This is a genomic window from Streptomyces sp. NPDC003042, from assembly GCF_053591315.1.
In genome coordinates, this window is sequence record NZ_JBSFTP010000053.1 from 1 (window position 1) to 21,291 (window position 21,291).

Annotated in this window: 20 protein-coding genes; 3 read left to right on the forward strand and 17 right to left on the reverse strand. The window is 71.6% G+C overall.

The genetic code is table 11. From position 1 onward, the window contains the following. Positions 1–137 precede the first annotated feature (137 nt). The 13 genes from ACWDYJ_RS23945 to ACWDYJ_RS24005 all read right to left on the reverse strand — a co-directional run bounded on the left by ACWDYJ_RS23945 (position 138) and on the right by ACWDYJ_RS24005 (position 14,016). Complete coding sequence (locus ACWDYJ_RS23945; protein ID WP_451567640.1) at positions 138–803, reverse strand: class F sortase; 666 nt, start codon at positions 801–803, stop codon at positions 138–140. Continuing rightward, positions 800–1,429, reverse strand: a complete 630-nt coding sequence (locus tag ACWDYJ_RS23950) for a hypothetical protein (RefSeq protein ID WP_451567641.1) — start codon at positions 1,427–1,429, stop codon at positions 800–802. The genes ACWDYJ_RS23945 and ACWDYJ_RS23950 overlap by 4 nt, the downstream gene beginning before the upstream one ends. 109 nt (positions 1,430–1,538) lie before the next feature. After that, entirely contained in the window at positions 1,539–2,318 is a 780-nt protein-coding gene (locus ACWDYJ_RS23955; RefSeq protein ID WP_451567642.1) for an HAD-IIA family hydrolase, read from the reverse strand. 122 nt (positions 2,319–2,440) lie between these two features. Next, a complete protein-coding gene (locus ACWDYJ_RS23960) occupies positions 2,441–4,099 on the reverse strand; it encodes an alkaline phosphatase family protein (RefSeq protein WP_451567643.1) in 1,659 nt (552 codons plus the stop codon). A 53-nt stretch (positions 4,100–4,152) separates the two neighbouring features. Further along, the gene (locus tag ACWDYJ_RS23965; protein ID WP_451567689.1) at positions 4,153–5,241 is read right to left on the reverse strand and encodes a 2-aminoethylphosphonate ABC transporter substrate-binding protein; all 1,089 of its coding nucleotides are present in this window, start codon (positions 5,239–5,241) and stop codon (positions 4,153–4,155) included. A gap of 40 nt (positions 5,242–5,281) precedes the next feature. Next, entirely contained in the window at positions 5,282–6,079 is a 798-nt protein-coding gene (locus tag ACWDYJ_RS23970; protein WP_451567644.1) for an ABC transporter permease, read from the reverse strand. Further along, entirely contained in the window at positions 6,066–6,941 is an 876-nt protein-coding gene (locus ACWDYJ_RS23975; protein ID WP_451567645.1) for a 2-aminoethylphosphonate ABC transporter permease subunit, read from the reverse strand. The genes ACWDYJ_RS23970 and ACWDYJ_RS23975 overlap by 14 nt, the downstream gene beginning before the upstream one ends. A gap of 388 nt (positions 6,942–7,329) precedes the next feature. Beyond that, on the reverse strand, positions 7,330–8,379 hold the full coding sequence (locus ACWDYJ_RS23980) for an ABC transporter ATP-binding protein (RefSeq protein ID WP_451567646.1): 1,050 nt from the start codon (positions 8,377–8,379) through the stop codon (positions 7,330–7,332). Beyond that, positions 8,376–9,095: a phosphonatase-like hydrolase gene (locus tag ACWDYJ_RS23985; protein ID WP_451567647.1), complete on the reverse strand. Its 720-nt coding sequence runs from the start codon at positions 9,093–9,095 to the stop codon at positions 8,376–8,378. Before ACWDYJ_RS23985 ends, ACWDYJ_RS23980 begins: the two co-directional genes overlap by 4 nt. A 5-nt stretch (positions 9,096–9,100) precedes the next feature. Continuing rightward, entirely contained in the window at positions 9,101–10,222 is a 1,122-nt protein-coding gene (locus ACWDYJ_RS23990) for a TIGR03364 family FAD-dependent oxidoreductase (protein WP_451567648.1), read from the reverse strand. A 169-nt stretch (positions 10,223–10,391) separates the two neighbouring features. After that, a complete protein-coding gene (locus ACWDYJ_RS23995; protein ID WP_451567649.1) occupies positions 10,392–11,156 on the reverse strand; it encodes a GntR family transcriptional regulator in 765 nt (254 codons plus the stop codon). Between the two features lie 33 nt (positions 11,157–11,189). Next, entirely contained in the window at positions 11,190–11,972 is a 783-nt protein-coding gene (locus tag ACWDYJ_RS24000; protein ID WP_451567650.1) for a hypothetical protein, read from the reverse strand. 880 nt (positions 11,973–12,852) lie between these two features. Continuing rightward, positions 12,853–14,016 (reverse strand): ROK family protein, encoded by a 1,164-nt coding sequence (locus ACWDYJ_RS24005; RefSeq protein ID WP_451567651.1) that lies wholly within the window; start codon positions 14,014–14,016, stop codon positions 12,853–12,855. Between the two features lie 56 nt (positions 14,017–14,072). Between ACWDYJ_RS24005 and ACWDYJ_RS24010 the strand changes: the two genes are divergently transcribed. Next, the gene (locus ACWDYJ_RS24010) at positions 14,073–15,188 is read left to right on the forward strand and encodes a Gfo/Idh/MocA family oxidoreductase (RefSeq protein WP_451567652.1); all 1,116 of its coding nucleotides are present in this window, start codon (positions 14,073–14,075) and stop codon (positions 15,186–15,188) included. A 95-nt stretch (positions 15,189–15,283) separates the two neighbouring features. Here ACWDYJ_RS24010 and ACWDYJ_RS24015 read toward each other — a convergent pair whose 3' ends face one another. The 4 genes from ACWDYJ_RS24015 to ACWDYJ_RS24030 form a co-directional block, all read right to left on the reverse strand. After that, a complete protein-coding gene (locus ACWDYJ_RS24015; RefSeq protein ID WP_451567653.1) occupies positions 15,284–16,141 on the reverse strand; it encodes a fumarylacetoacetate hydrolase family protein in 858 nt (285 codons plus the stop codon). A 122-nt stretch (positions 16,142–16,263) separates the two neighbouring features. Further along, positions 16,264–16,977, reverse strand: coding sequence for a YidC/Oxa1 family membrane protein insertase (locus tag ACWDYJ_RS24020; protein ID WP_451567654.1), 714 nt, complete (start codon positions 16,975–16,977; stop codon positions 16,264–16,266). 113 nt (positions 16,978–17,090) lie between these two features. Next, on the reverse strand, positions 17,091–17,396 hold the full coding sequence (locus ACWDYJ_RS24025; RefSeq protein ID WP_451567655.1) for a DUF6412 domain-containing protein: 306 nt from the start codon (positions 17,394–17,396) through the stop codon (positions 17,091–17,093). A 66-nt stretch (positions 17,397–17,462) separates the two neighbouring features. After that, on the reverse strand, positions 17,463–18,296 hold the full coding sequence (locus tag ACWDYJ_RS24030) for a class E sortase (RefSeq protein ID WP_451567656.1): 834 nt from the start codon (positions 18,294–18,296) through the stop codon (positions 17,463–17,465). 56 nt (positions 18,297–18,352) lie between these two features. Between ACWDYJ_RS24030 and ACWDYJ_RS24035 the strand changes: the two genes are divergently transcribed. Beyond that, positions 18,353–19,360, forward strand: coding sequence for an SEC-C metal-binding domain-containing protein (locus tag ACWDYJ_RS24035; RefSeq protein ID WP_451567657.1), 1,008 nt, complete (start codon positions 18,353–18,355; stop codon positions 19,358–19,360). Next, positions 19,357–20,349 carry a NaeI family type II restriction endonuclease gene (locus tag ACWDYJ_RS24040; RefSeq protein WP_451567658.1) on the forward strand — a complete coding sequence of 331 codons (993 nt, stop codon included), beginning with the start codon at positions 19,357–19,359 and terminating at the stop codon, positions 20,347–20,349. The genes ACWDYJ_RS24035 and ACWDYJ_RS24040 overlap by 4 nt, the downstream gene beginning before the upstream one ends. The last annotated feature ends 942 nt before the right edge of the window (positions 20,350–21,291 follow it).

Consider the following 21,291-nt stretch of genomic DNA (forward strand, 5'->3'; position numbering starts at 1 on the left):
GCTAGCTCAGTTGGTTAGAGCAGCTGACTCTTAATCAGCGGGTCCGGGGTTCGAGTCCCTGGCGGCGCACAGACGAAAGAAGCCCCTCACAGCGAAAGCTGTGAGGGGCTTCTTCGTCATGCCTCACGTGTCACACGTCACGCCGCCGTGCCCGACGGCCGGAATCCCGCTCCCGTCAGGTACGCGGAGACCACCACATTCGCCGAGTACCGCTTGGTCGCCTTGTCGTAGGTGCCGCCGCAGGTCACCAGCCTCAGTTCGGCCCGGCCCTTGACCCGGGGCCCGTACGCCTGGTGGGGGTCGAAACCGGCGCGCTCGTAGGTCCGTACGTCCTCGATCGTGAACTCGGCGACCGACCCGTCCGCCCGCGCCACCCGGATCTTGTCCCCCGGCCGGGTGGAACCGAGGCCGAAGAACACGGCGGGCTTGGACCGGGTGTCCACATGGCCCACCATCAGTGCGGTCCCGGTCGCGCCCGGCGCGGCTCCCGCCCCCCACCAGCCGACGGTGCCCGGGAGCGCGTACGGCGGCGGATCGATCGCCCCGTCGCGGTCCAGGCCCCGGGAAATCACCGGGGCCTGGACGCCTATGGACGGTACGTCGACCCGCGCGGGCACCGCCGCCGACAGCGGGGCGTGCGCGGGAGGCAGCCCCGCGCCCACCGGGCCGCCGGGCTGTCCGGCGAGCGCACCGTCCGGGACCCCGGTGATCTCCTTGCCCCACAGCCACAGGCCCAGCACCAGTACCGACCAGGCGGCGAAGGTCAGCAGCCGGTTGCCGCCGCGGGCCCTCGCCTCGCTCATTCGCCGCTGCGGCGACGGCGCAGGGTCAGGGCCCGGCCGGCGGCCGCCAGGACCGCCGCGGCGGCGAGGACGGCGCCGATCACGGTGTGCGGCATGCCGGGGCCGTCGTCGCCTTCGGTCTTCTTCGCGGCCGTGGCCGCAGCCGGGGCCGGGGTCGGCTTGCCGGTGTCGGCGAGTTCCGCGGCCATGCCGCCGCCGCCCGCGTGGACCGGCCAGACGGGCGAGTGGTGGGGGTGGGGGCGGTGGTGCTCGCGGTGGCGGATCTCGATCGAGCCGCGCACGCTGCCGTCGCGGCCGCCGCACTTCACCTTGATCTCGTGCCAGCCGGGCCGGGCGTGCGAGCTGATCATCGCATCGCCGCGGAGCGTCCGGCGGTCGTCATGGCCGGGGAACAGGTGGGCCTCCGACACGAACACGTGCGAGAGGGCCACCCCCCGGTGCCCCTCACAGCCGTGGACGCGCAGCTTGACCTGGGCTCCGGGCTCGGCGGGGTTCGGGTCCGCCGTGACACCCGGCCGGTCCCGGTCCCACTCGTGTCCGACGGCGGCGGGGGCGGTCACCGCGGAGCATGCCGTCAGGGCGACGGCCACCCCTGCGGCACGGACAGCGATCAGTGGACTGCGCATGGTGAACCTCCTCAACAAGGAGACTCACGCGCGGTACGCCGCTCCGCATCCGGAGCGGCGCTCTCTTGGCCCGTACGTGTCAGACCGCGTCAGACCGCGTCGGGCCGCGTCAGACGAGATCCACCAGATCGGCGATGGAGTCGACCGTCTTGGTCGGGCGGTACGGGAACTTCTCGGTGTCCTCGACCGAGGTCAGCCCGGTCAGCACCAGGAAGGTCTGCATCCCCGCCTCCAGACCGGCCAGGACGTCGGTGTCCATCCGGTCGCCGATCATCGCGCTGCTCTCGGAGTGCGCGCCGATGGCGTTCAGGCCCGTACGCATCATCAGCGGGTTGGGCTTGCCGGCGAAGTACGGCTTCTTGCCGGTCGCCTTGGTGATCAGCGCGGCGACGGCGCCCGTGGCCGGCAGCGGGCCCTCGGCGGAGGGGCCGGTCTCGTCGGGGTTGGTGCAGATGAAGCGCGCGCCGTTGTTGATCAGGCGGACGGCCTTGGTCATGGCCTCGAAGCTGTACGTACGGGTCTCGCCCAGGACCACGTAGTCGGGCTCGTGGTCGGTCAGGATGTAGCCGATGTCGTGCAGGGCCGTGGTCAGGCCCGCTTCGCCGATGACGTAGGCCGTGCCGCCCGGACGCTGGTCGTCGAGGAACTTCGCCGTGGCGAGCGCGGAGGTCCAGATGTTCTCGACGGGCACGGCGAGCCCCATCCGGCTGAGCCGGGCCTGGAGGTCGCGCGGGGTGTAGATGGAGTTGTTGGTCAGCACCAGGAAGGGCTTGCCGGACTCGCGCAGCCGCTTGATGAAGGCATCCGCTCCGGGGATCGGGGTGCCCTCGTGGATGAGGACGCCGTCCATGTCGGTGAGCCAGGATTCGATCGGCTTGCGCTCTGCCACGGGATTGTTCTCCGCTCTGCGGGGCCTCTGACCACGGGGGCCTCTGGTCTGAACCACCCTAGTCGTGCGGGGCCGCGGACGCGGGGTGCGTCCACGGCCCGGACAACCGGACCGCGGGGAGGTCAGCCGAGCGTCACGTTGTCGACCGTCCAGTACCAGTTGTTGCTCCCGCTGTAGCGGAATCGGACCTGGACGTCGGTGGCGCCGGCGGGAACCTGGAGGGTCAGGGATTCGGCCCTGGCGACCGCGTCGGCGGTGTAGTTCTTGACGACGACGGGGGCCCCGCCGTTGTAGGAGACGAGGACCTGGGCGCTCTGCCCGGCCTCGTGGCGGTAGTGCGTCTGGAAGGCGAGGGTGCGCGTGGTGCCGCCGGTCACCGGCCACTTGGGAGTGATCAAGGTGGAGTCGAAGGATCCGGTGTGGCTCTTGTCGTCCCACTCGTCGGAGTCGGCGACCGCGAACACGTCACGGGAGCGGACGTTCAGCTCGCGCCACTGGTCGCGCTGCGCCTGACTCCAGAACTCGTCGGTGGCGAAGGCCCAACCGGCCCACTCGGTGACGCCGCCCGTGCCCATCCTGGAGTTGTCCACGGCCCAGCCCGCGGGCGGGGTGTGGGTGAAGCCCTTGGTGCCCGCCGGGATGCCCGTCTCGTCCACGCGGGCCTGGAGGCTGGGGCGCAGCGCGTCGAAGGGGTCGTTGTCGGGGGTGTTCAGCGCTGCGCCGTCCAGCCCGGCGGCGGGGACGCCGACGTGCGCGAGCGCGGTCGCGGCGACGTCGGTCAGCCGTACGTCGTCGCGTACCGAACCGGCCGGAATCCCGGCGCCCTTGGCGATGACGAAGGTGCCGCGCTCCGCGATGCTGGAACCGCCGTGGCCGCCGGTGGCGGTGTGGCCGTGGTCGGTGGTGACCAGGATCTTCCAGTTCTCCTGGGCGTAGGCGGGGCGGTTCTGTACGGCGGTGAGCAGCTTGCCGACCAGGGTGTCCACGCGGGCGATGGCGTTCAGGTATTCCTGGCTCGCGGCGCCGGAGGTGTGTCCGGCGTGGTCGACCTCGCCGAAGTACACGAAGGCGGCGTCCGGGTTCTGGCCCTGGAGTTCGGCGGAGGCCGCGGCGGCGATCTTCGGGTCCTCGCTGCCGTAGCCGTCGCGGTCGCCCTTGAGGGAGAGGCGCTTGTCGACCTTGGCCGAGAAGATCGGGCCGTTCTGGTCGGTGGAGGTGATGGGCTCCCAGTCGGCGGCCGCGTAGGTGTTGAGCGCCGGCTTGGCGTTCTCGACGCGGGTGAGGAAGTCCGGGTAGGCGGTGTAGTTCTTGCCGGTGAAGGAGTTGTCCCGCACCCCGTGCTTGTCGGGCCAGACGCCGGTGGCGATGGTGGACCAGCCGGGGCCGGAGGAGGTGGCCCCCATCGGGTTGGCGTAGAGCGTGCTGTGGGCGGTCAGGCCCTGGGCCATCAGGCCGTTGAGGTGGGGGGCGTTGGCGGCCTTGAGCCGGTCGAGGACCACACCGTCGAGGCCGATGACGAGGACCTTGTCGGCAACCAGGGGCGCGGCGGCAGCCGCTCCAGTGGAGCCGGTGCTTGCACCGGGGGCCTCCTCGGCGGTGGCGGTGCCGAGGGCGGTGGCGAGCAGGGCCGTGGCGGTGGTGGCCACGGCGAGGGTGCGTCCGCGCAGGACAGGAGACACGTACTCCTCCAGGAGCAAGTGGGCAGGCAGGGGGGAAGTGCGGGTGATGCGGGTGATCGGCGGGGCCGGGCACGGGCCGGAGGTGCGGTCCTCGGGGTCCATACCTGTTACGTAAGCGTCACTCTCCCGGCCGTGGGTGGCCAGGAAGTAACCGGTCAGCTTCCGGTCGCCGACTTCCACGCGTCGACGTAGGCGGTGAGGTTCTCGTCGATGTCGTCCCAGTTCGGCTCGAAGACCTCGACACCGCCCATGATCCTGGTGAGTTCGACGGCGTTGGCGTCGGTCGGCTTGATGTCCGCGCGGGCGGGGAAGCCGCCGCCGACCTCGCTGACCAGCTTCTGGGCCTCTTCGCCGAGCAGGTGGTCGAGGAGCTTCCTGCCGTTCTCGGTGTGTGGGGCCTTGTCCATCAGGCCGGCCGCGTACGGGAGGGCGAAGGTGGTGGGCTTGCCGCCTTCCCTGGCGGGGAACCAGATGCCCAGGTTCGGCATGGACTTGGACTGTGCGAAGTTCATCTGGACGTCGCCGTTGGCGACGAGCAGTTCGCCCTTGTCGGTCTTCGGCGCGAGCTTGCTGGTGGAGGAGGACGGGCCGACGTTGTTGGCCTGGAGCTTCTTCAGGTACTCCATCGCCGGCTCCTTGCCGCCGAAGTCGTGCATCGACTTGATCAGGACGGCCGTGCCGTCGCCCGCGACGCCCGGGGTGGAGTACTGGAGTTTGCCCTTGTACCTGGCGTCGAGCAGTTCCTCCCAGGTCCTGGGGGCCTCGGTGAGCTCCTTCTTGTTGTAGACGAAGCCGAAGTAGTTGTTGACGACGGAGGTCCACTTGCCGTCGGCGGCCTTGTCGGCCCCGTTGACCTTGTCGGAGCCCTGCGGCTTGTACGCCTGGAGCAGGCCCTTGCCGTCGGCCTGCTGGATGAAGGGCGGCAGGGTGATCAGTACGTCGGCCTGGGTGTTGGTCTTCTCGCGGACGGCACGCTGCACCATCTCGCCGGAGCCGCCTTCGACGTACTTGACCTCGATGCCGGTCTTCTTGGTGAAGTCGGCGAAGACCTTGTCGTACCAGCCGTCGCCCTTCTCGCCCTTGAGGCCGTCGGCGCTGTAGACCGTGACGACCTTCTCCCCGCCCTCGGAGTCGGCGGAGGTGGCGGATCCGCCGCAGGCGGTGAGGGAGGCGGCGAGGGCGAGACTGCCGGTGACGGCGGCGATTCCGGGCAGGCACAGTCTGGGCAGGCACAGTCTGGGCATGGGCATGGATCTTCCTTACGGGGAAAGCGAGTCGGGGTGATCAGCGGTACGAGGCTCTGGTGCGGACGCGCGAGACGGCCAGCAGCACCAGCAGGGTCGTGGCCATCAGGACCACGGCGACGGCGGAGCCGGTGAAGAGCGAGCCGCGGTCGGTGGCGGTGAAGACGCGGACGGGCAGGGGCATCCAGTCCGGCGGGTAGAGCATCATCGTGGCGCTCAGCTCGCCCATGGACAGGGCGAAGCAGAGCCCGGCCGCCGCCGAGAGGGACGGCAGCAGGAGCGGCAGCCTGACCCGCCACAGGACGTACGCGGGGCGGGCGCCGAGCGAGGCCGCGGCCTGCTCGTAGGCGGGGTCGAGTCGTACGATCGCGGCCGAGACCGACTGGTAGGCGAACGCCGTGACCAGGATCGTGTGCGCCAGGACGACGATGGAGCCGGTGCCGTTGAGCAGCACGGGCGGCCGGCTGAAGGCGACGAGCACGGCGAGGCCGACGACCACGGACGGCACGGCGACCGGCAGCATGAACAGGGCGTCCAGAGCCCGCTTCCCGGTCTTCCTCAGCCCGGCGGCGGCCAGCGCGGCCCAGGTGCCGACGGTGAGTGCGAGCAGGCTGGCGGTCAGGGCGGTGACCAGGGAGGTCGTCAGCGCCTGGAGGGATTCGCCGCGCACGGCGGCGGCGTAGTTCTCGGTGGTCGGTCCGGAGGGCAAGGCACCGGACCAGTGGGTGGAGAAGGAGGCGGCCACCACCACGAGGAGGGGCAGGGCGAAGAGGGGCAGGAAGAGGAGGCCGAACAGGCCCCAGGCGGCCCAGCGGCCGCTCCTGCTATGCACCAGCACGCTTGCCCACCACCCGGTAGAGGCCGAACAGGCCGACGGAGATGACGATGTTGACGACGGCGACCACGCAGGCCGCGGCGTAGTCGGATTCGAGGATCGCCTTGCCGTAGATGAGCATCGGGAGGGTCGTGACGTCCTTGGCTCCGGTGAACAGGACGATCCCGAACTCGTTGAGGCACATGACGAGGACGAGGCTGCCGCCCGCGGCGAGCGCCGGGAGCGCCTCGGGGAGGATCACCCGGCGGATGATCCGGGCGGGGCGGGCGCCGAGGCCGGCCGCCGCTTCGAGCTGGGCGGTGTCCACCTGCGAGAAGGCGGCGAGCAGCGGGCGCATCACGAAGGGCGTGAAGTACGTGATCTCCGCGAGCAGAACGCCCCAGGGGGTGGCGAGGAAGTGGAAGGGCCCGTCGGCGGCGCCGCTCAGGTCGGTCCAGAGGCCGTTGGCCATGCCGACGGTGCCGTAGAGGAAGAGGAGGGCGAGGGTGATGAGGAAGGAGGGGAAGGAGAGGAAGACGTCGATGAACCGGGAGACCGCGCGGGAGCCGGGGAAGGGGACGAAGGCGATGACCAGCGCGAGCGCGAAGCCGAGGACGAGACAGCCGGCGGTGGCGCCGACGGCCAGCCAGACGGTGGTGACGAGCGCTTCGCGGAAGGCGGCCGAGCCGAAGACGGAGGCGTACGCGTCGAAGGCGCCGCCGCCGTTGTCGGGGGTCAGGGACTGCTGGACGACCAGGGCGAGGGGGTAGAGGAAGACGAGTGCCAGCACGGCGACGGGCGGCCAGGCCCATAGGCTCCGCGGCAACGTACGGGGCCTCTGCGGGGTCGCTTCGGCGGCGGCGGTCGCTTCGACCGGTCGGGCCACGAGGCCGGGGGTCGGCCCAGGGGCGTCGATATCGGCGGACTCGACACCGGCCGGGTGCCCCGGGGCGTACGACGTCCCTTCCGGCCCGCCGGGACCGGCATCCCTTCGACCCTGCGGGGTCTCGGCCGAGCCCGATGCGGCCTCGGCCGTGCCGGACGCGGGTGCCGCGGCGGGGCGGGACGGGGTGGCCTCGCCCGTGGCGGACGCCGAGCCGGCGGCAGGGCGGGACGGGGCCGCGCGGGCGGCGCCGGCCGGCTGGGACGGATCCGTACGGGGCGGTCGGCCCCCGGCGGCGGCCGGTTCGGCCGGTTCGGCCGGGACGGCGACCGTCGGCGCGGCCGGTTCGGCCGGGGCCGGGGCCGGGGCCGGGGCCGGACGGTGGGGGGCCTCAGGCATCCGACACCCCTGCGGCCAGCAGCACGGCGTCCCGCGGTTCGAAGTGCAGGGTCACCTCGTCCCCCAGCGCCGGGGTCTCCCGTAGCTCCGGCAGGTCCGCCTTCACGCGGTGGCCGACGACATCGACGTAGAGCCGGTGCGTCGAGCCCCGCCACTGCACCTCGGTGATCCTGCCGCGCAGCGGGTTCGGTCCCTCGCCGAGCCCGAGCAGGTGCGGCCGTACGCACAGGGTGGCGCGGGCGCCCGGCGCCGCGCGGCCGCGGTCCAGCTCCAGCGCCCGCCCCTCGAACACCGCGCCGCCGTCGGCGACCGTCACCGGGAGCAGGTTGGCGTTGCCGACGAAGGAGGCGGTGAACTCGGTGCGCGGCGCCCGGTACAGCTGCTGCGGGGTGCCGCAGTCCTGGAGCCGGGCCTGGTCCATGACGGCGATCCGGTCGGCCAGGGTGAGGGCCTCGACCTGGTCGTGGGTGACGTAGAGGAGGGACACGTCGGGCAGTTCGCGGTGCAGCCGGGCGAGTTCAGCCAGCATCCCGGAGCGCAGTTGCGCGTCGAGGGCGGACAGGGGCTCGTCCAGCAGGAGAACGCCGGGGCGGATGGCGAGCGCGCGGGCGATGGCCACGCGCTGCTGCTGTCCGCCGGAGAGTTCGCGCGGGTAGCGGACGGCGTAGGCGGCCATCCCGGTGAGTTCCAGGGCCTCGGCGACCCGGGCGGGGATCTCGGCCTTGGGCGTTTTCCGGGCCTTCAGACCGAATGCGACATTGGCCTCGACCCGCATGTGCGGGAACAGCGCGTACTGCTGGACGACCATCCCGATGCCCCGCTTGTGCGGCGGCAGCGCGGTGACGTCCCGCCCGCCGATCAGCACCCGGCCCCTGACCGGCCGGACGAAACCGGCGACCGCGCGCAGCGCCGTGGTCTTGCCCGAACCGGAGGGGCCGAGGAGCGCCATGACCTCGCCCGGCTCGACGGTCAGGTCGAGGGAGTCCAGGACGGTGTGCCCGTCGTAGGCGACGCTGACCCCGTCGAAACGGATGCCGCTCATGCCGACTCCGCCAGGAGCGCGGGGAGTTCGGCGATCGATCCGAGGACGTGGGTCGCGCCGTGTTCCGTCAGCGTCGCGCGGTCGTGCGCGCCGGTGAGGACGCCGGCCACGAGGCCCGCTCCGGCGCGCCGCCCGCTGAGCATGTCGTACGCCGTGTCGCCGGCGACGACGATCCGGCGTACGTCGGCCACGGCGCCGGTGCGCAGGAACGCGGTCAGCACCATGTCCGGGTACGGTCGGCCGCGGCCGCCCGCGTCGGCGGGGCACAGGGCGAGGTCGGCCAGGCCGTGCCAGCCGAGGGCGTCGAGGATGGCGTCCTGGGTGACGCGGGCGAAGCCGGTGGTCAGGGCGACGGTGTGGCCGTCGGCACGGAGCTCCTCGATCGTCGCGCGGGCGCCGGGGAGCGGGGCGACGAGGCCGCCGCCGACGAGGTCCCCGTACGCCTCCTCGAAGGCGGAGTTGGCGCGCTGGGCGAGGTCTTCCGTACCGAAGAGGTGGCGGAAGACGGAGATCTTCGACTCGCCCATGGTGTCGCGGACGTAACGGAGCTTGGCGGTGTGGTCGGCGGTGCCCGGCGGGGCGCCGAGGCGTTCGGCGGCGCGCTCGAAGGCGCGCTCGACGAGGCCGCCGTCGGCGACGGTGGTGCCGGCCATGTCGAGGACGATCAGCCGCTTGAGGTCGTTGCCGTTGTCTTTGTCGTTGTGCGTGTCGGTCATCTGACTTACCAGCCCAGTTCGTTCGCGGTGGTCTCGGCTATGGCGGGCGAGCAGGTCATGCCGCGCCCGCCGGGCCCGGTCACCAGCCAGACGCCGTCGCCCACCTGCTGGCGGTGGACGACGCGGGTGGTGTCGGTGCACTGCGCGTACACGCCCGCCCAGCGGTGCCTGATCTTCGGCAGCGGGCGGCCCAGGAAGGACTCGACCACCTCGGTGAGGTGCTCGTAGGGGTCTTCGAGGGTGTCGAACGCGAACGGGTGCTCGTACTCGTGGGTGTCGCCGATGGTCAGTCCGCCGTCCTGCCGCTGGACCATCAGCAGCTGCATCCTGTGCGCGGCGGCGACGGGGGCCTGCTGCCGCTCGGCGTTGAGCGCGTCGAGGGCGGCGGAGGTGTAGGCGGGGTAGTAGCGGAAGCTGTCGGCGTCGGCGACCGAGGTGGTCAGCGGCTCACCGAGCGGGGCGGTCTGCATCATCTGGAGCCGGACGCGGCGCACGGGCAGATCGGGGACCAGTTCGCGCACCAGGCCGGACAGCCAGGCGCCGGTGGCGAGGACGACGGCGTCGCCGCGGTGCACGTCGCCGTGGTCGTCGCGGACGGCGCCGGCCCCGACGACCTCGCGGACCTCGCGGCCGGGGAGGAAGGTGTAGCGGCCGGAGGCGGCGAGGGCGGCGCGCAGGTGGAGCTGCGCGGTGCGCGGCTCGACGGCCGCGTCCCGCTCGCACCACAGGGCGGCGTCGAAGTCGCCGCGCAGGGCCGGGTTGAGCGTGCGCGCCTCGGCGGGGGTGAGCAGCTCGTAGCCGCGGGCGGCGGCGTCGGGGCGGGCCAAGGCCGCCTCGGCGACCGCGTGTTCGCGGGCGCCCCGTACGGGGGTGAGGGATCCGATGGCGCGAAAGCCCAGGCCGGGCACCCGCGCGCCGATCCGCTCCCAGAGCTCGCGGGCGCGCAGGGCGGTGTCCAGTTCCTCACCACCGGCCCGTCCGCTGACCCAGATCTGGCCGAAATTGCGCAGTGACGCGCCGCGTGCCTCGGCCTCGCGCTCGATCTGGACGACCTCGTGGCCGCGTTCGACTGCCTGCCAGGCGTGCATGGTGCCGACCACGCCGCCTCCGACGACTATGACTCTCATGCCGTTCAAGGTGGTGGGGACCGGTGTCCCGGGAGGGTCGGCCCGGGGACGTCGCGGTGAACAGTCCTCGACGCTTGGACTAGACCCGTTACCATTCTGTGATGCCAAGGGCGGCCAGTACCGGGTCGGCACCGGTTCCACGCCGGACTTCTCGGGACCCTTTTCGGGACTATTTGGGCCGCAGGTGGGTCGTGAAGCTGAACCGGTCGCCACGGTAGAGCGAACGCACCCGCTCCAGGGGCAGGCCCTCCCCGTCCCGCGAGAAGCGGTGGATGAGCAGCATCGGAAGAGCGGGCGGGGTACCGATCAGGAGGGCCTCGCGGGGCGTGGCGAGGACCGTCTCCAGCTTCTCGTCGGCGTCGCCGAAGGGGATGCCGAGGCGGTCCCGGAGATAGGCGTAGAAGGAGGAGTCCGGCTGGAAATCGACGTCGAGGCGGGGCGCGCGGGCGACCCGGACGTACGTGCTCTCCAGGCCGACGCGCTCGTCGTCGGCGAGCAGGACCCGCTCCAGGTGCCAGACGGGCTCACCGGCCTCGGCGCCGATGCCCGGGGCGAGTTCGGGCGGGCAGGGGAACTGCTCCAGTCCGATGAGATGCCGGCCGGGCCGGCGGCCCTGGCGGCGCACGCCCTCGGTGTAGCTGGCGAGGGACAGGGGCTGCTCCAGCTTGGGTCCGGCGACCACGGTGCCGCGCCCGGAGCGGCGGAGCCTGCCTTCCAGCAACAGCTCGCGCAGGGCCTGTCGTACGGTCTCGCGGGACACCTCGTACCGCTCGGCGAGATCACGCTCGGTGGGCAGCGGGCCGCCTTCGCCGAGCTCGTCGAGGAGGTCGGCGATCCGGGCCTTGACGGCGTAGTACTTGGGGATGCGGCCGTGCTCGGGGATACCGGAGCGGACGGGCGAGCCGGGGCGGTGGGGCGGGATCTGTTCTTCCACGCTGGGACTGTACGTGCGCCAGGTGTACGGAGATCAGCGCGCGGGCGGGGGCTGCTGCCGGACGCGGGCGCGCCGGACCGCCAGCAGCAGCCCACCACCGGCGGCGACGGCGGCGACCGCTCCGGCGCCGGCGCCGTAGGCCCACGGGCGGGGGCCGGTGTCCGCGAGCGAGCCGGCCTCGACCGGTTCCTGCGCCCCCTCGACGGTGAACCGGTAACCGCCGGCTTCGCCGACCCAGTCGCCGTCGTCGCCCTTGTCGCCGTTGTCCCCCTGGCCGCCCTTGCGCTGGACGAGGGCGGCGTCGACGACGACCTCGCCGAGGGGGGCGTCGGGGGAGAAGGCGAGCCGCACCTTGACGGTGAGCGAGCCGCCCGCGCCGACGGAGAACCCGGAGAAGGCGTCCCCTCCGTCGAACACCGCGATGATCTCGTCGCGGTCGGTGCGCTCCAGGCTCACGGGGAGGGAACCGCCGGGCGCGTCGAACTCCATCCGGAGGTGGGCGGGGCGCAGGGCGCGGGCCGTGTCCGTGAACACGACGACGGGATGGACGGCCGTGCACGCGCCGCTGGTGGTGTTGGTCAGGTCCAGCAGCCAGGTCTGTGCCCCGCCGCCGACCCGGTAGACGGCCGGCCCGCCCCGGATCCGCGCCCCGATGGGGAAGGCGGTGCTCTTGCCGTCGCCGCAGGTGGCCTGCACGCGGGACGGCAACGCGGGCGCGGGGCGGGCGCCGCCACCGGTGCCGATGTCCGCGGCGGCGGTGGGCGCGGCGGTGACGAGCAGGACGGCGGTGAGGGCAAGGGCTTTGCGCAGTCGCATGGAAGACCTTCGCTGCTCGCCGGACGGACTGACGGACTGGGTATCGGAGTATCGGAGTATCGGAGTATCGGACAAGGTGACAATCACCCCGGCCCTCCCGGCACCCTCCCACGCGCGCGCGACCCCTCGCCGGGCGCCATGCCCGACCCCTCCCGCTTTACGCCTGAATGGCCCACGATATCGCCGCTGACGGGACGGCCGCCAAACGCCCAGGGTCAGGGCCGGGGGTGCGGGCGAGGCACTCGCCGCTTCCCCCCGGCCGCTCCGCAGGGGGTCGCGGACCCCTGCCCCTCGACGCCAGGGCCGGGCCGCCCCTTGCCCGGCGGGGCGGGAGCCCCTGGTCGCGGCCGACGTCGGGGCACCCCTGCTGCGCACCTCCGACAGGCATCCCGGCCGCCTCACCCCACGGCACACAGGGCCACGGACGCGGGATCCGGCGGCCCCCCGCGCCCAGCAGGGGGGAGCAACAGCCCCCGGCCCACGGTGCTGGGAGACGCCTGCGGCGGGCCGTGCCCGGGGCGCCCTCCGGCGGAGGTCCCGGCCGCCGGACCCGCGACGTACGAGGCCCCAGGGACGGCGAGTTCCGCGGCGGTTGAGGGGCGCCGCTGCGCATGCCGCGCAAGTCCGGGCCGGTCCACGCCCCGCCCGGCGGCGAGGTTCCGACGGACCCTTCGTCGGCGGCCCGCCTCTGGCGCTGCGCCGGATACACAGCCTGCAAGGGCTCGTCCCGTGGCTGCCGCGCATCCAGGCCCGGCGCCCCCGAAGACCGGCCCCCGCACCCGCACCCGCACGGCCTGGGCCGTAGGACGACCGGAGAACCGGGGCCGGAACCGGGGCCGGGGCCGGGGCCGACCTCACCCGCACCCCGCCCGGCCAGGGCCTAGGCTCGGCCGAAGAACGGGGCCAGCGCCAGTTCCGCCGCGCCCTCCGCCACGCTGCCGGAGGCCACCGCCACCGTCGGCGGGGCGCCGTCCGTCAAGGTCCGGGCCGCGAGCACCGCGTGGACCCCGGCCACGAAGACCTCCGGTGCGGCGGCCACCACCCGCCCCCCGAGCAGCACCCGGTCCACGTCGAGCAGCGCGACCAGGTTCGCCGCCCCCTCCCCGAGGATCCGCGCCGCTTGCGGCAGGTCCCCACGGGCCACCGCCTCCAGGCACAGCACCTCCAGGCAGCCCCGCCCCCCGCACCGGCACGGCGGCCCGTCCAGCCGTAGCACCTGGTGTCCGAATTCCCCCGCCGCCGAGCGCGCACCGCGGTACACCTCGCCGTCCAGCCGGAGTCCCGCGCCGAGCCCGGTCCCGACGTGCAGGTACACGGAGGTGCCGGCTCCCCGGTCTCCCTTACCGCCCGCCGCGACACCGGCGTTGGTGTCCTTGTCCAGCACCACCGGCAGCCCCAGCCGCCCCGCCAGCACCTCCCGCAACGGGAATCCCGCCCAGTCCGGGAACCCGGTCACCCGGCCCAGCACCCCGGTCCGCCAGTCGAGCGGCCCAGGCGCGGCGACCCCCACGCCGAGCAACGACGGCCCTGGCCCCGGCTCCGGCCCCGACTCCCCGTCCGCGCCCGCGCCCGCGCGCCCGTCCGCGCCCGCGCGCCCGCCCGCGCCCGCGGAGACCCGTACGACAGCCCCCACCACCGCGTCCACCACCAGCTCCGGCCCTGCCCCGAAGTCGAGCGGGCCGCTCCATCCGGCGACGACACGGCCGGCGAGGTCGACCCGTACGGCCTTCAGCTCGTCGCGGTCCAGGTGCACCCCCACCGCGTGCCGGGCCTGTGGGACCAGCCGCAGCAGCGTGCGCGGCTTGCCGCCGGTGGACGCGCCACGCCCGGCCTCCGCCACCAGACCGTCGGCGACGAGCCGGGCCGTGATCTTGCTGACGGCCTGCGGGGTGAGCCCCGTACGGCCGGCGAGTTCGGCGCGGCCCAGCCCCGGCGCGCCCGCGACGCGCAGCAGGTCCAGCAGCAACGCCTCGTTGTACCCGCGCAGAGCGGGGAGGTTCGCCCCGCCACGGCTGTCCCGGCTGCCCCCATTGCCCCTGTTCACCTGCCCATTGTCCACGCTCCTTGCACTTAGGCAACACTGTTGCCAAAGTAGTTCCCATGAACCCCTCCGCCTCCCCATCGGCCCCACTGCGCGTCGCCCTCGTCGGCTTCGGACTCGCCGGCTCCGTGTTCCACGCCCCGCTCGTGTCCGCGACCGAAGGGCTGGTCCTCGACACGGTCGTCACCTCCGACCCCGGTCGGCAGGACCAGGCCCGCTCGGCCTACCCGGACGTCCGCATCGCCGCCTCCGCCGCCGAGCTGTGGGACCGCACGGAGGGGGAGGACGCCCCGGACCTCGTCGTCATCGCCTCCCCCAACAAGACCCACGTCCCCCTCGCCACGGCCGCGCTCAGCGCCGGCATCCCCGTCGTCGTGGACAAGCCGCTCGCCGGCACTGCGGCGGAGGCCCGCGAACTGGCCGCCCTCGCCGACCGGACCGGCACCTTCCTCTCCGTCTTCCAGAACCGCCGCTGGGACAACGACTTCCTCACCCTGCGCGGGCTCCTCGCGGACGGCGAACTCGGGGAGGTCCAGCGCTTCGAGTCCCGCTTCGAGCGCTGGCGTCCGCACCTCAAGGGCGGCTGGCGCGAGTCCGGCGCCCCGGAGGAGATCGGCGGCCTGCTGTACGACCTCGGCAGCCACGTCGTGGACCAGGCGCTGGTGCTGTTCGGCCCGGCCGTACGGGTCTACGCGGAGACCGACGTACGCCGCCCCGGCGCCGAGGCCGACGACGACACCTTCATCGCGCTCACCCACGCGAACGGCATCCGCTCGCACCTCTACGTCAGCGCGACCGCGGCCCAACTCGGGCCGCGCTTCCGGGTCCTCGGCTCCCGGGCCGGGTACGTCAAGTACGGCCTGGACCCGCAGGAGGCCGCACTGCGCGAGGGCTTGCGGCCGGGCGCCGACGGGCAGCCGTGGGGCGAGGAGCCGAAGCACCTGTGGGGCAGGCTGGGCTCCGGCGAGTCCCCGCTGACCGGCGGCGGTGTCCCGGTGCCTACGGTGCCGGGCGCTTACCCCGCGTACTACGCGGCGGTCGCGGCCGCACTGCGCACGGGCGGCCCGGCGCCGGTCACCGCGCACGAGGCGGCGCGCTGCCTGGACGTGCTGGAGGCGGCGCGCACGTCGTCCCGCGACGGGGTGACGGTGGAGATCGATCCCGCCGGACCCTGACGGCAGCCCGACCACAGCCCCACCACAGCCCGAAGGCCGCCGCGCACGCGCGACGGCCTCCTACGGGAACCGCGGGGGGATTGGGACGGGATCGGTCAGGCGCTCTTGAACTCCTGGCGCTGCCGGCCCAGACCCTCGATCTCCAGCTCCACGACGTCACCGGCCCGCAGGTACGGCTTCGGCTCGGGCTGGCCCATGGCCACGCCCGCCGGGGTGCCGGTGACGATGACGTCGCCCGGGTACAGGGTCATGAACTGGCTCAGGTACCGCACGACCTCGCCGACCGGGAAGATCTGGTCGGCGGTGTTGCCGTCCTGCTTGAGCTCGCCGTTGACCCACAGCTTCACGTTCAGGGCCTGCGGGTCGGGGACCTCGTCGGCGGTCAGCAGCCAGGGGCCGAGCGGGGTGAAGGTCTCGCAGTTCTTGCCCTTGTCCCAGGTGCCGCCGCGCTCGATCTGGAACTCGCGCTCCGATACGTCGTTGACCAGCAGGTACCCGCCGACGTGCGCGAGGCCCTCCTCGGCGGAGGACAGGTAGCGGGCGGTGGCGCCGATGACGACGCCGAGCTCGGCCTCCCAGTCGGTCTTCACGCTGCCGCGCGGGATCAGCACGGTGTCGTCCGGGCCGACCACGGTGTCCGCCGCCTTGAGGAAGAGGATGGGCTCGGCCGGCGGCTCCGCGCCGATCTCGGCCGCGTGGCCGAAGTAGTTCAGCCCGATGCCCACGATCTTGCCTATCCGGCCGACGGGGGCGCCGGTGCGCAGCCCTTCCGCTTCCAGGACCGGGAGTTCCCCGGCCGCCGCCGCGTCCCGTACCCGGGACAGCACGGAGTCGTCGGCGAGCAGAGCGCCGTCCACATCCGTGATCAGGCCGGACAGGTCCCGCAGGGTCCCGTCCTGGTCGAGCAGCGCCGGGCGCTCCGACCCGACCGGTCCGACACGCAGCAGCTTCATGGGCATTCTCCCGTGGTCGTGGGTGGTCGGCCCAGGGCATGCCGATGGGCCGGCCGATGGGTTGCGGCCATCGGAGGATTGGCCGATCCTCCAAGAAGTCGACCCAATCCGCAAGACCCTGTTCACAGACTGGAACGCCCCCCTCCACCGGTCGCCGCCGACTCCGCCCGCTCCTTGCGGTACTGGAGCCACACCCGCTCCGCCACCGACCACGCGGTGGTGGTGAGCAGATACAGCCCGGCGGCCAGCGGCACCACGCCGGCCGTGATCAGCGTCCCGAACGACAGCAGGGGCAGTACGCCGCCCAGCTTGCGCAGAGCCGCCTGCTGCTCGGAGGTCAGCCCGACCGGCGCCGCCGGCGAAGCAGCCGACCGCGAAGCAGCCGACCCCGAAGCAGCCGACGGCAGGACAGATGCGAGCGCGGCAGCCCGCCGTCCCCGCATCGCGCTCCAGGCCGCCACGACCCCGATGGCCGCGAACAGCCCGAGGAACACCAGCCCCTGCGCCCCGAACAGGCCACCCTCCGCCAGCGCCTCGGTCCAGCGGGCACCGAGGGGCGCGGCGAACAGCCGCTCCCCCAGCAGTTCGTTGGCCGCGCCGCCCACCTTCGACGAGGAGAACGCCTGGTACATCACGAAGAACACCGGCAGCTGCAACAGCACGGGCAGACACCCCGCCACCGGGGTCGCCCCCCGAAAAGCCGCACGACTCAGAGGATGCAGGGCGAGCCGTACGAGCACGGTGAACAGCACGATCGCGGCAGCGGTCGCGGACTCGGCCAGTACCGGCTCCAGGAGCCGGCCCAGCTCGGCGACAAGATGAGTGAAAACGGACACGCGGGCCCTCCGAGGGGTCTCGTCAAACGTCGAAAAGGTGCATTTCGGCGTGACGACCCGCGCGGGGCGACACCAGTGATCAGTCAGCAGAAGGCGAGAGGTACTGCGCGCCCCTACGCGGCCGTCAGGACCAGACGGCCGGGCGCCCTGGGCCGCGACCGGCCCGAGGCATCGGGATCACGCTGCGACAGGAAGGCGGTACGCCGCTCGCGATCACGGATGGCGGTGCGTATTCGGTGAGGCGGCACGGGCCGTACGAGACGTGCGCCCAACGCAGCCGTACCTATGGCCACGGTGGCAGCCAGGACGACCACGGCGGCGGCCAGCCCGTTCTCCCCCAGCATCAGACCGAGGAACCCGCCGAGCAGCAGCAGGGCGACGAGCAGCTGCGACGCCCGCGAGAACAACGGAAATGCCATACGCCCCACCCCCTCCCACCCCAAGGACCCGAACTCCCTTACGAGATCAGGTACTCACGATCGATATTAACCGGACCCACTGACAACGCGTTCGGACCTGAGCGTCCCCCACACCACCAAGCGGTACTTCGAGGAGTACTCGGGCGTGCAGGTGGTGAGTGTGATGTACGCGCCTGCCTCGCTGTACCCGTACTCGGGCCTGACCACGCTGCGCGGCACCGGCGCGATCACCCCGGTGTCCCGCTCGGTCGTCTCGCCCAGCGTCTTCCCCACCACGTACGTATACCTGCGCCCCCGTACATCGACGAAGATCTCGTCCCCCGCCCGCAGCCGGTTGATGTACCGAAACGGCTCCCCGTGCGTATTCCGATGCCCGGCCAGCGCGAAGTTCCCCTGCGCCCCGGGCCGCGCGGTCCCCGGGTACTGCCCGGCATACCCCTTGTCCAGCACGGTCCGCTTGTCGATCCCCTGCGCGACGGGCACGGCGACGCCGATCCGCGGGATGCGCAGCACCGCGTACGCCTCCTCCCGCACCGGCGGCGCCGGCTTCGGCTTGGGCTTCACGGCAGGAGCGGACACCGGCGGCCCGTCGGAAGCCGGTGCGGGCACCGGCGCGGGCACCTCCGACCCGGCAGACGGCTCGGGAACGACCACGGGCTCGTCACCCACGACACGCGAACCACCGCCGGCGGCCCAGTCCCTCTCCAACTCTTGTACCTGCTCCTGCGCGGCAGCCACGGCCTGCCGATTGGTCCACCACACCTGGTGCACCACCAGCAACGCCACCACCACCCCCACGGTGGTGATCACCTCCGCGCCCACCCACAACAACCGTGCGAGCCCGGCCCCCCGCCCCCGCCGGCCGCGCCCCTGCACCACCACCGCCACGTCATCCCGCACGGGCGGCACCTTAAGACCTCCCCCCTCAACTGACCAGCCGCAGTACGGTGTGATCCATGCGCCCCGATACGCCTGCTGAGCACATCGCCGAAGCCGAGCGCCTCATCCGCACGGCGACCCGCTACCCCGAGGACCAGGAGCCCTTGCTCCTCCAAGCCGCGGCCCACCTGGAACTGGCCGACGCACGCGACCGGGCGAGCACCCTGTACGACCAACTCCTCTCCGCGTCCCCCGCCAACCCCCACCTGATCAAGGCCCTCCAGGCCGCGAACCTGTGGGAGTACGGCCACGAGGCCGAGGCCCGCGCCCTCATCTCCGGCATCCGCGCCGCCGCCCCGACGGACCCGGCGCCCTGGGAGGTCATCGCGGAAGCCCTGGAATCCCATGACGAGCTGGAGGCCTCGCACGAGTGCTTCACCGAGGCGGCCACCCTCCTGACCTCGGAGCACACCCCCCTCACCCCGGCCACCACCGCGCTCCTCACGGGCCGCCACCGCGTCCGCCGCCTCCTCGGGCTCCCGCACGACGACTGGGACATGGTCGCCGACACCCGCCACATCGGCCCGATCCCTCTCGACGAGCTCCACGACCCGAAGCGCATCTGGGCCCTGGGCTCCGACGACCCGGCCGAACTCCGCGCCGAGATCGCCCGCCTGCGCGCCGAACTGGGCGACCGCCGCGCCGCTCTCTCCCGCCCGTTCCCGGTGGCCATCCTGCACTGGCCCCAGCGCGAACTGGCCGAGCTCCTCACGTCGTACCCCACCCTCGCCGCGGAGTACCCCTCCCACGCGACCCACCTCGCCCGCGTCGAGGCCTCCCTCCGCGCCCTCGCGGCCTCGGGCACCACAAACCTCGGCATCGTCACGGCGAGCGTCCCGTCGTACGAGGCCTTCGCGGCGTCCGAAAAAACCTCCCCGTCCTCCCCGGCCCTCCTGCCCGAATACGCCACCACCCTCGCAGCCCGCGGCAAAGCCACCCCCTGGCCCCCGACCCCCACGTCCCCCTGCTGGTGCACCTCGGGCAAGCCGTACGCCGAGTGCCACGGAGGGGTTGAGGTGCAGTGAATGCGAGCATCGGAGGTACGCCTCTATTCGACATATCGGCAGCTGCAAACATCTCAGCAGACCCTCCCGGGAGCGACGATAGCGAACTGGAGATCGTTTGCCGCGAACTCCTTAGTCTCGACCCGGATGGCGGTCGTTTCGCCCGAGTCTTGCGGGACACTATCGATCAGCTACTCAACGGCGAGGCCACAGGCCGGTACGACTGGGAGAGTCTATTTAAGACAGAGAAGACCCATGCAGGAACTGTCATCGAGATCAATCTCCAGCGCGAGTTCCGATTCAAAGATGGAAGCGCTATGGACTACCAGATTGCCGGAATCGACGTCGACTGCAAGTATTCACAACGGTTCGGCTCCTGGATGATCCCGCCTGAGGCGCTTGGCCACCTGTGTTTGCTCGTCTGGGCAGATGATCACAAAACCAGGTGGAGCGCTGGACTGCTCCGCATCAGGGAAGAGTGGCTCAACCGGGGAAACAACCGGGATCTCAAGATGACAATTAGCGCCGCCCATCGAGATGAGATCAGATGGCTCTGGAGGGACGCTCTTCTCCCTGAGAACGTCCTCCTGCATATAGACCCGGAAGATCGTAGGCATATTTTTGCCCACGCTTCCGGCCAAGCCCGCCTGAATGAATTGTTCTCCCGAGTGCAGAACCGGCGGATCAGCCGCAACATTGTGCGCACCGTTGCCCAGCAGAAGGACTATCTGAAGCGGGTCCGCGGCAACGGCGGTTCAAGGAGCGCGCTACAGAATAAGGGAATCCTCATCATGGGCGACTATAAAAGCCATAGAAGTATCGCAGAACGCCTCGGCGTGGCCGTTCCTCGGGAAGGCGAGTTCGTCAGCATCAGAGTGACCCCGGCACCCCTTCAGGCCAGTGGAAATACTGTAACCCTCGACGGTCAGACGTGGAAAGTTGCAGCGGATACCGATCCACCGCACCCGGCGCCCAGCCTTCCTGCCCACACCGGGGCCAGCATCCAGTAAGGGAGCACAAGGAAACGCTATGCCCCTTAGCACCGCACATCGGAATCTGATCGAGAAACATCTCAATAGCCCCGAGTCGATCAGTGCAATCATCCTAGGGCTATGCTGGCCAAATCATTCACAACTCGCCATAGCGTCCGATTTCACAGTGAAGGCAGGACAGGAACTAGGCGACTCATGCGAAACTCTGGGATGGAATCCTCAATGGCTAATAGATGCCGGATACTCGGCATTTGATGCGAACGGTACAGAAATCGCCGGAGCCATTTCAACCCCGGGGACTATTCATTGGGATCCCCCGGTGCTAACATGCCGGGTTCATGACGCTATCGGAGATTCCGCGAAGCCGGGGAGTGCACCGTACCGCCGCCGGACCTCAGGGGAAATAGCCCTACTCGCCCTATGGACTGATGCGGTCAACAGGAACGGAATCGACCTGGATCGCCCGGAAAGCTTGAGCGCTGGCAGCCGAGGGGCACTTTTTCGCGACCTCCTCATGCACTATCTCCAGTGCAGCCTGCCCAGTGGATGGCAGGTCCGGCATGAGGTTCCCCTCACTCACATTCGCGGACTTCACATGCGCCGGGACGTCGGCGACCGCAAGAGTGACATCCTAGTCACTGACTCAGGTTCGCGACTCGTTGCCGCCATCTCTTCAAAGTGGTCTTGGAGATCCGACCGTGGGACCGAAGCAGCCCAGATGGTTCCACTGACCAGGTACCGTCCAGATGTCCCTTATGCGATGGCAACTGCAGAATTTCCTCGTGCGGCCAGCGTCGCACGGGAGAGCATCGAGGACCGGATTTACCACTTGTGCCCCGGCTGGGTCGGTGCTTGGTCTGTGGTGAACGACCTGCCCAAGAGCGGCAGCCCATTGGCATGGCCAGATCTGAACTCCCTGCGTGTCCAGGGTGAACACGCCGCGGGAACAATGGCACTGAA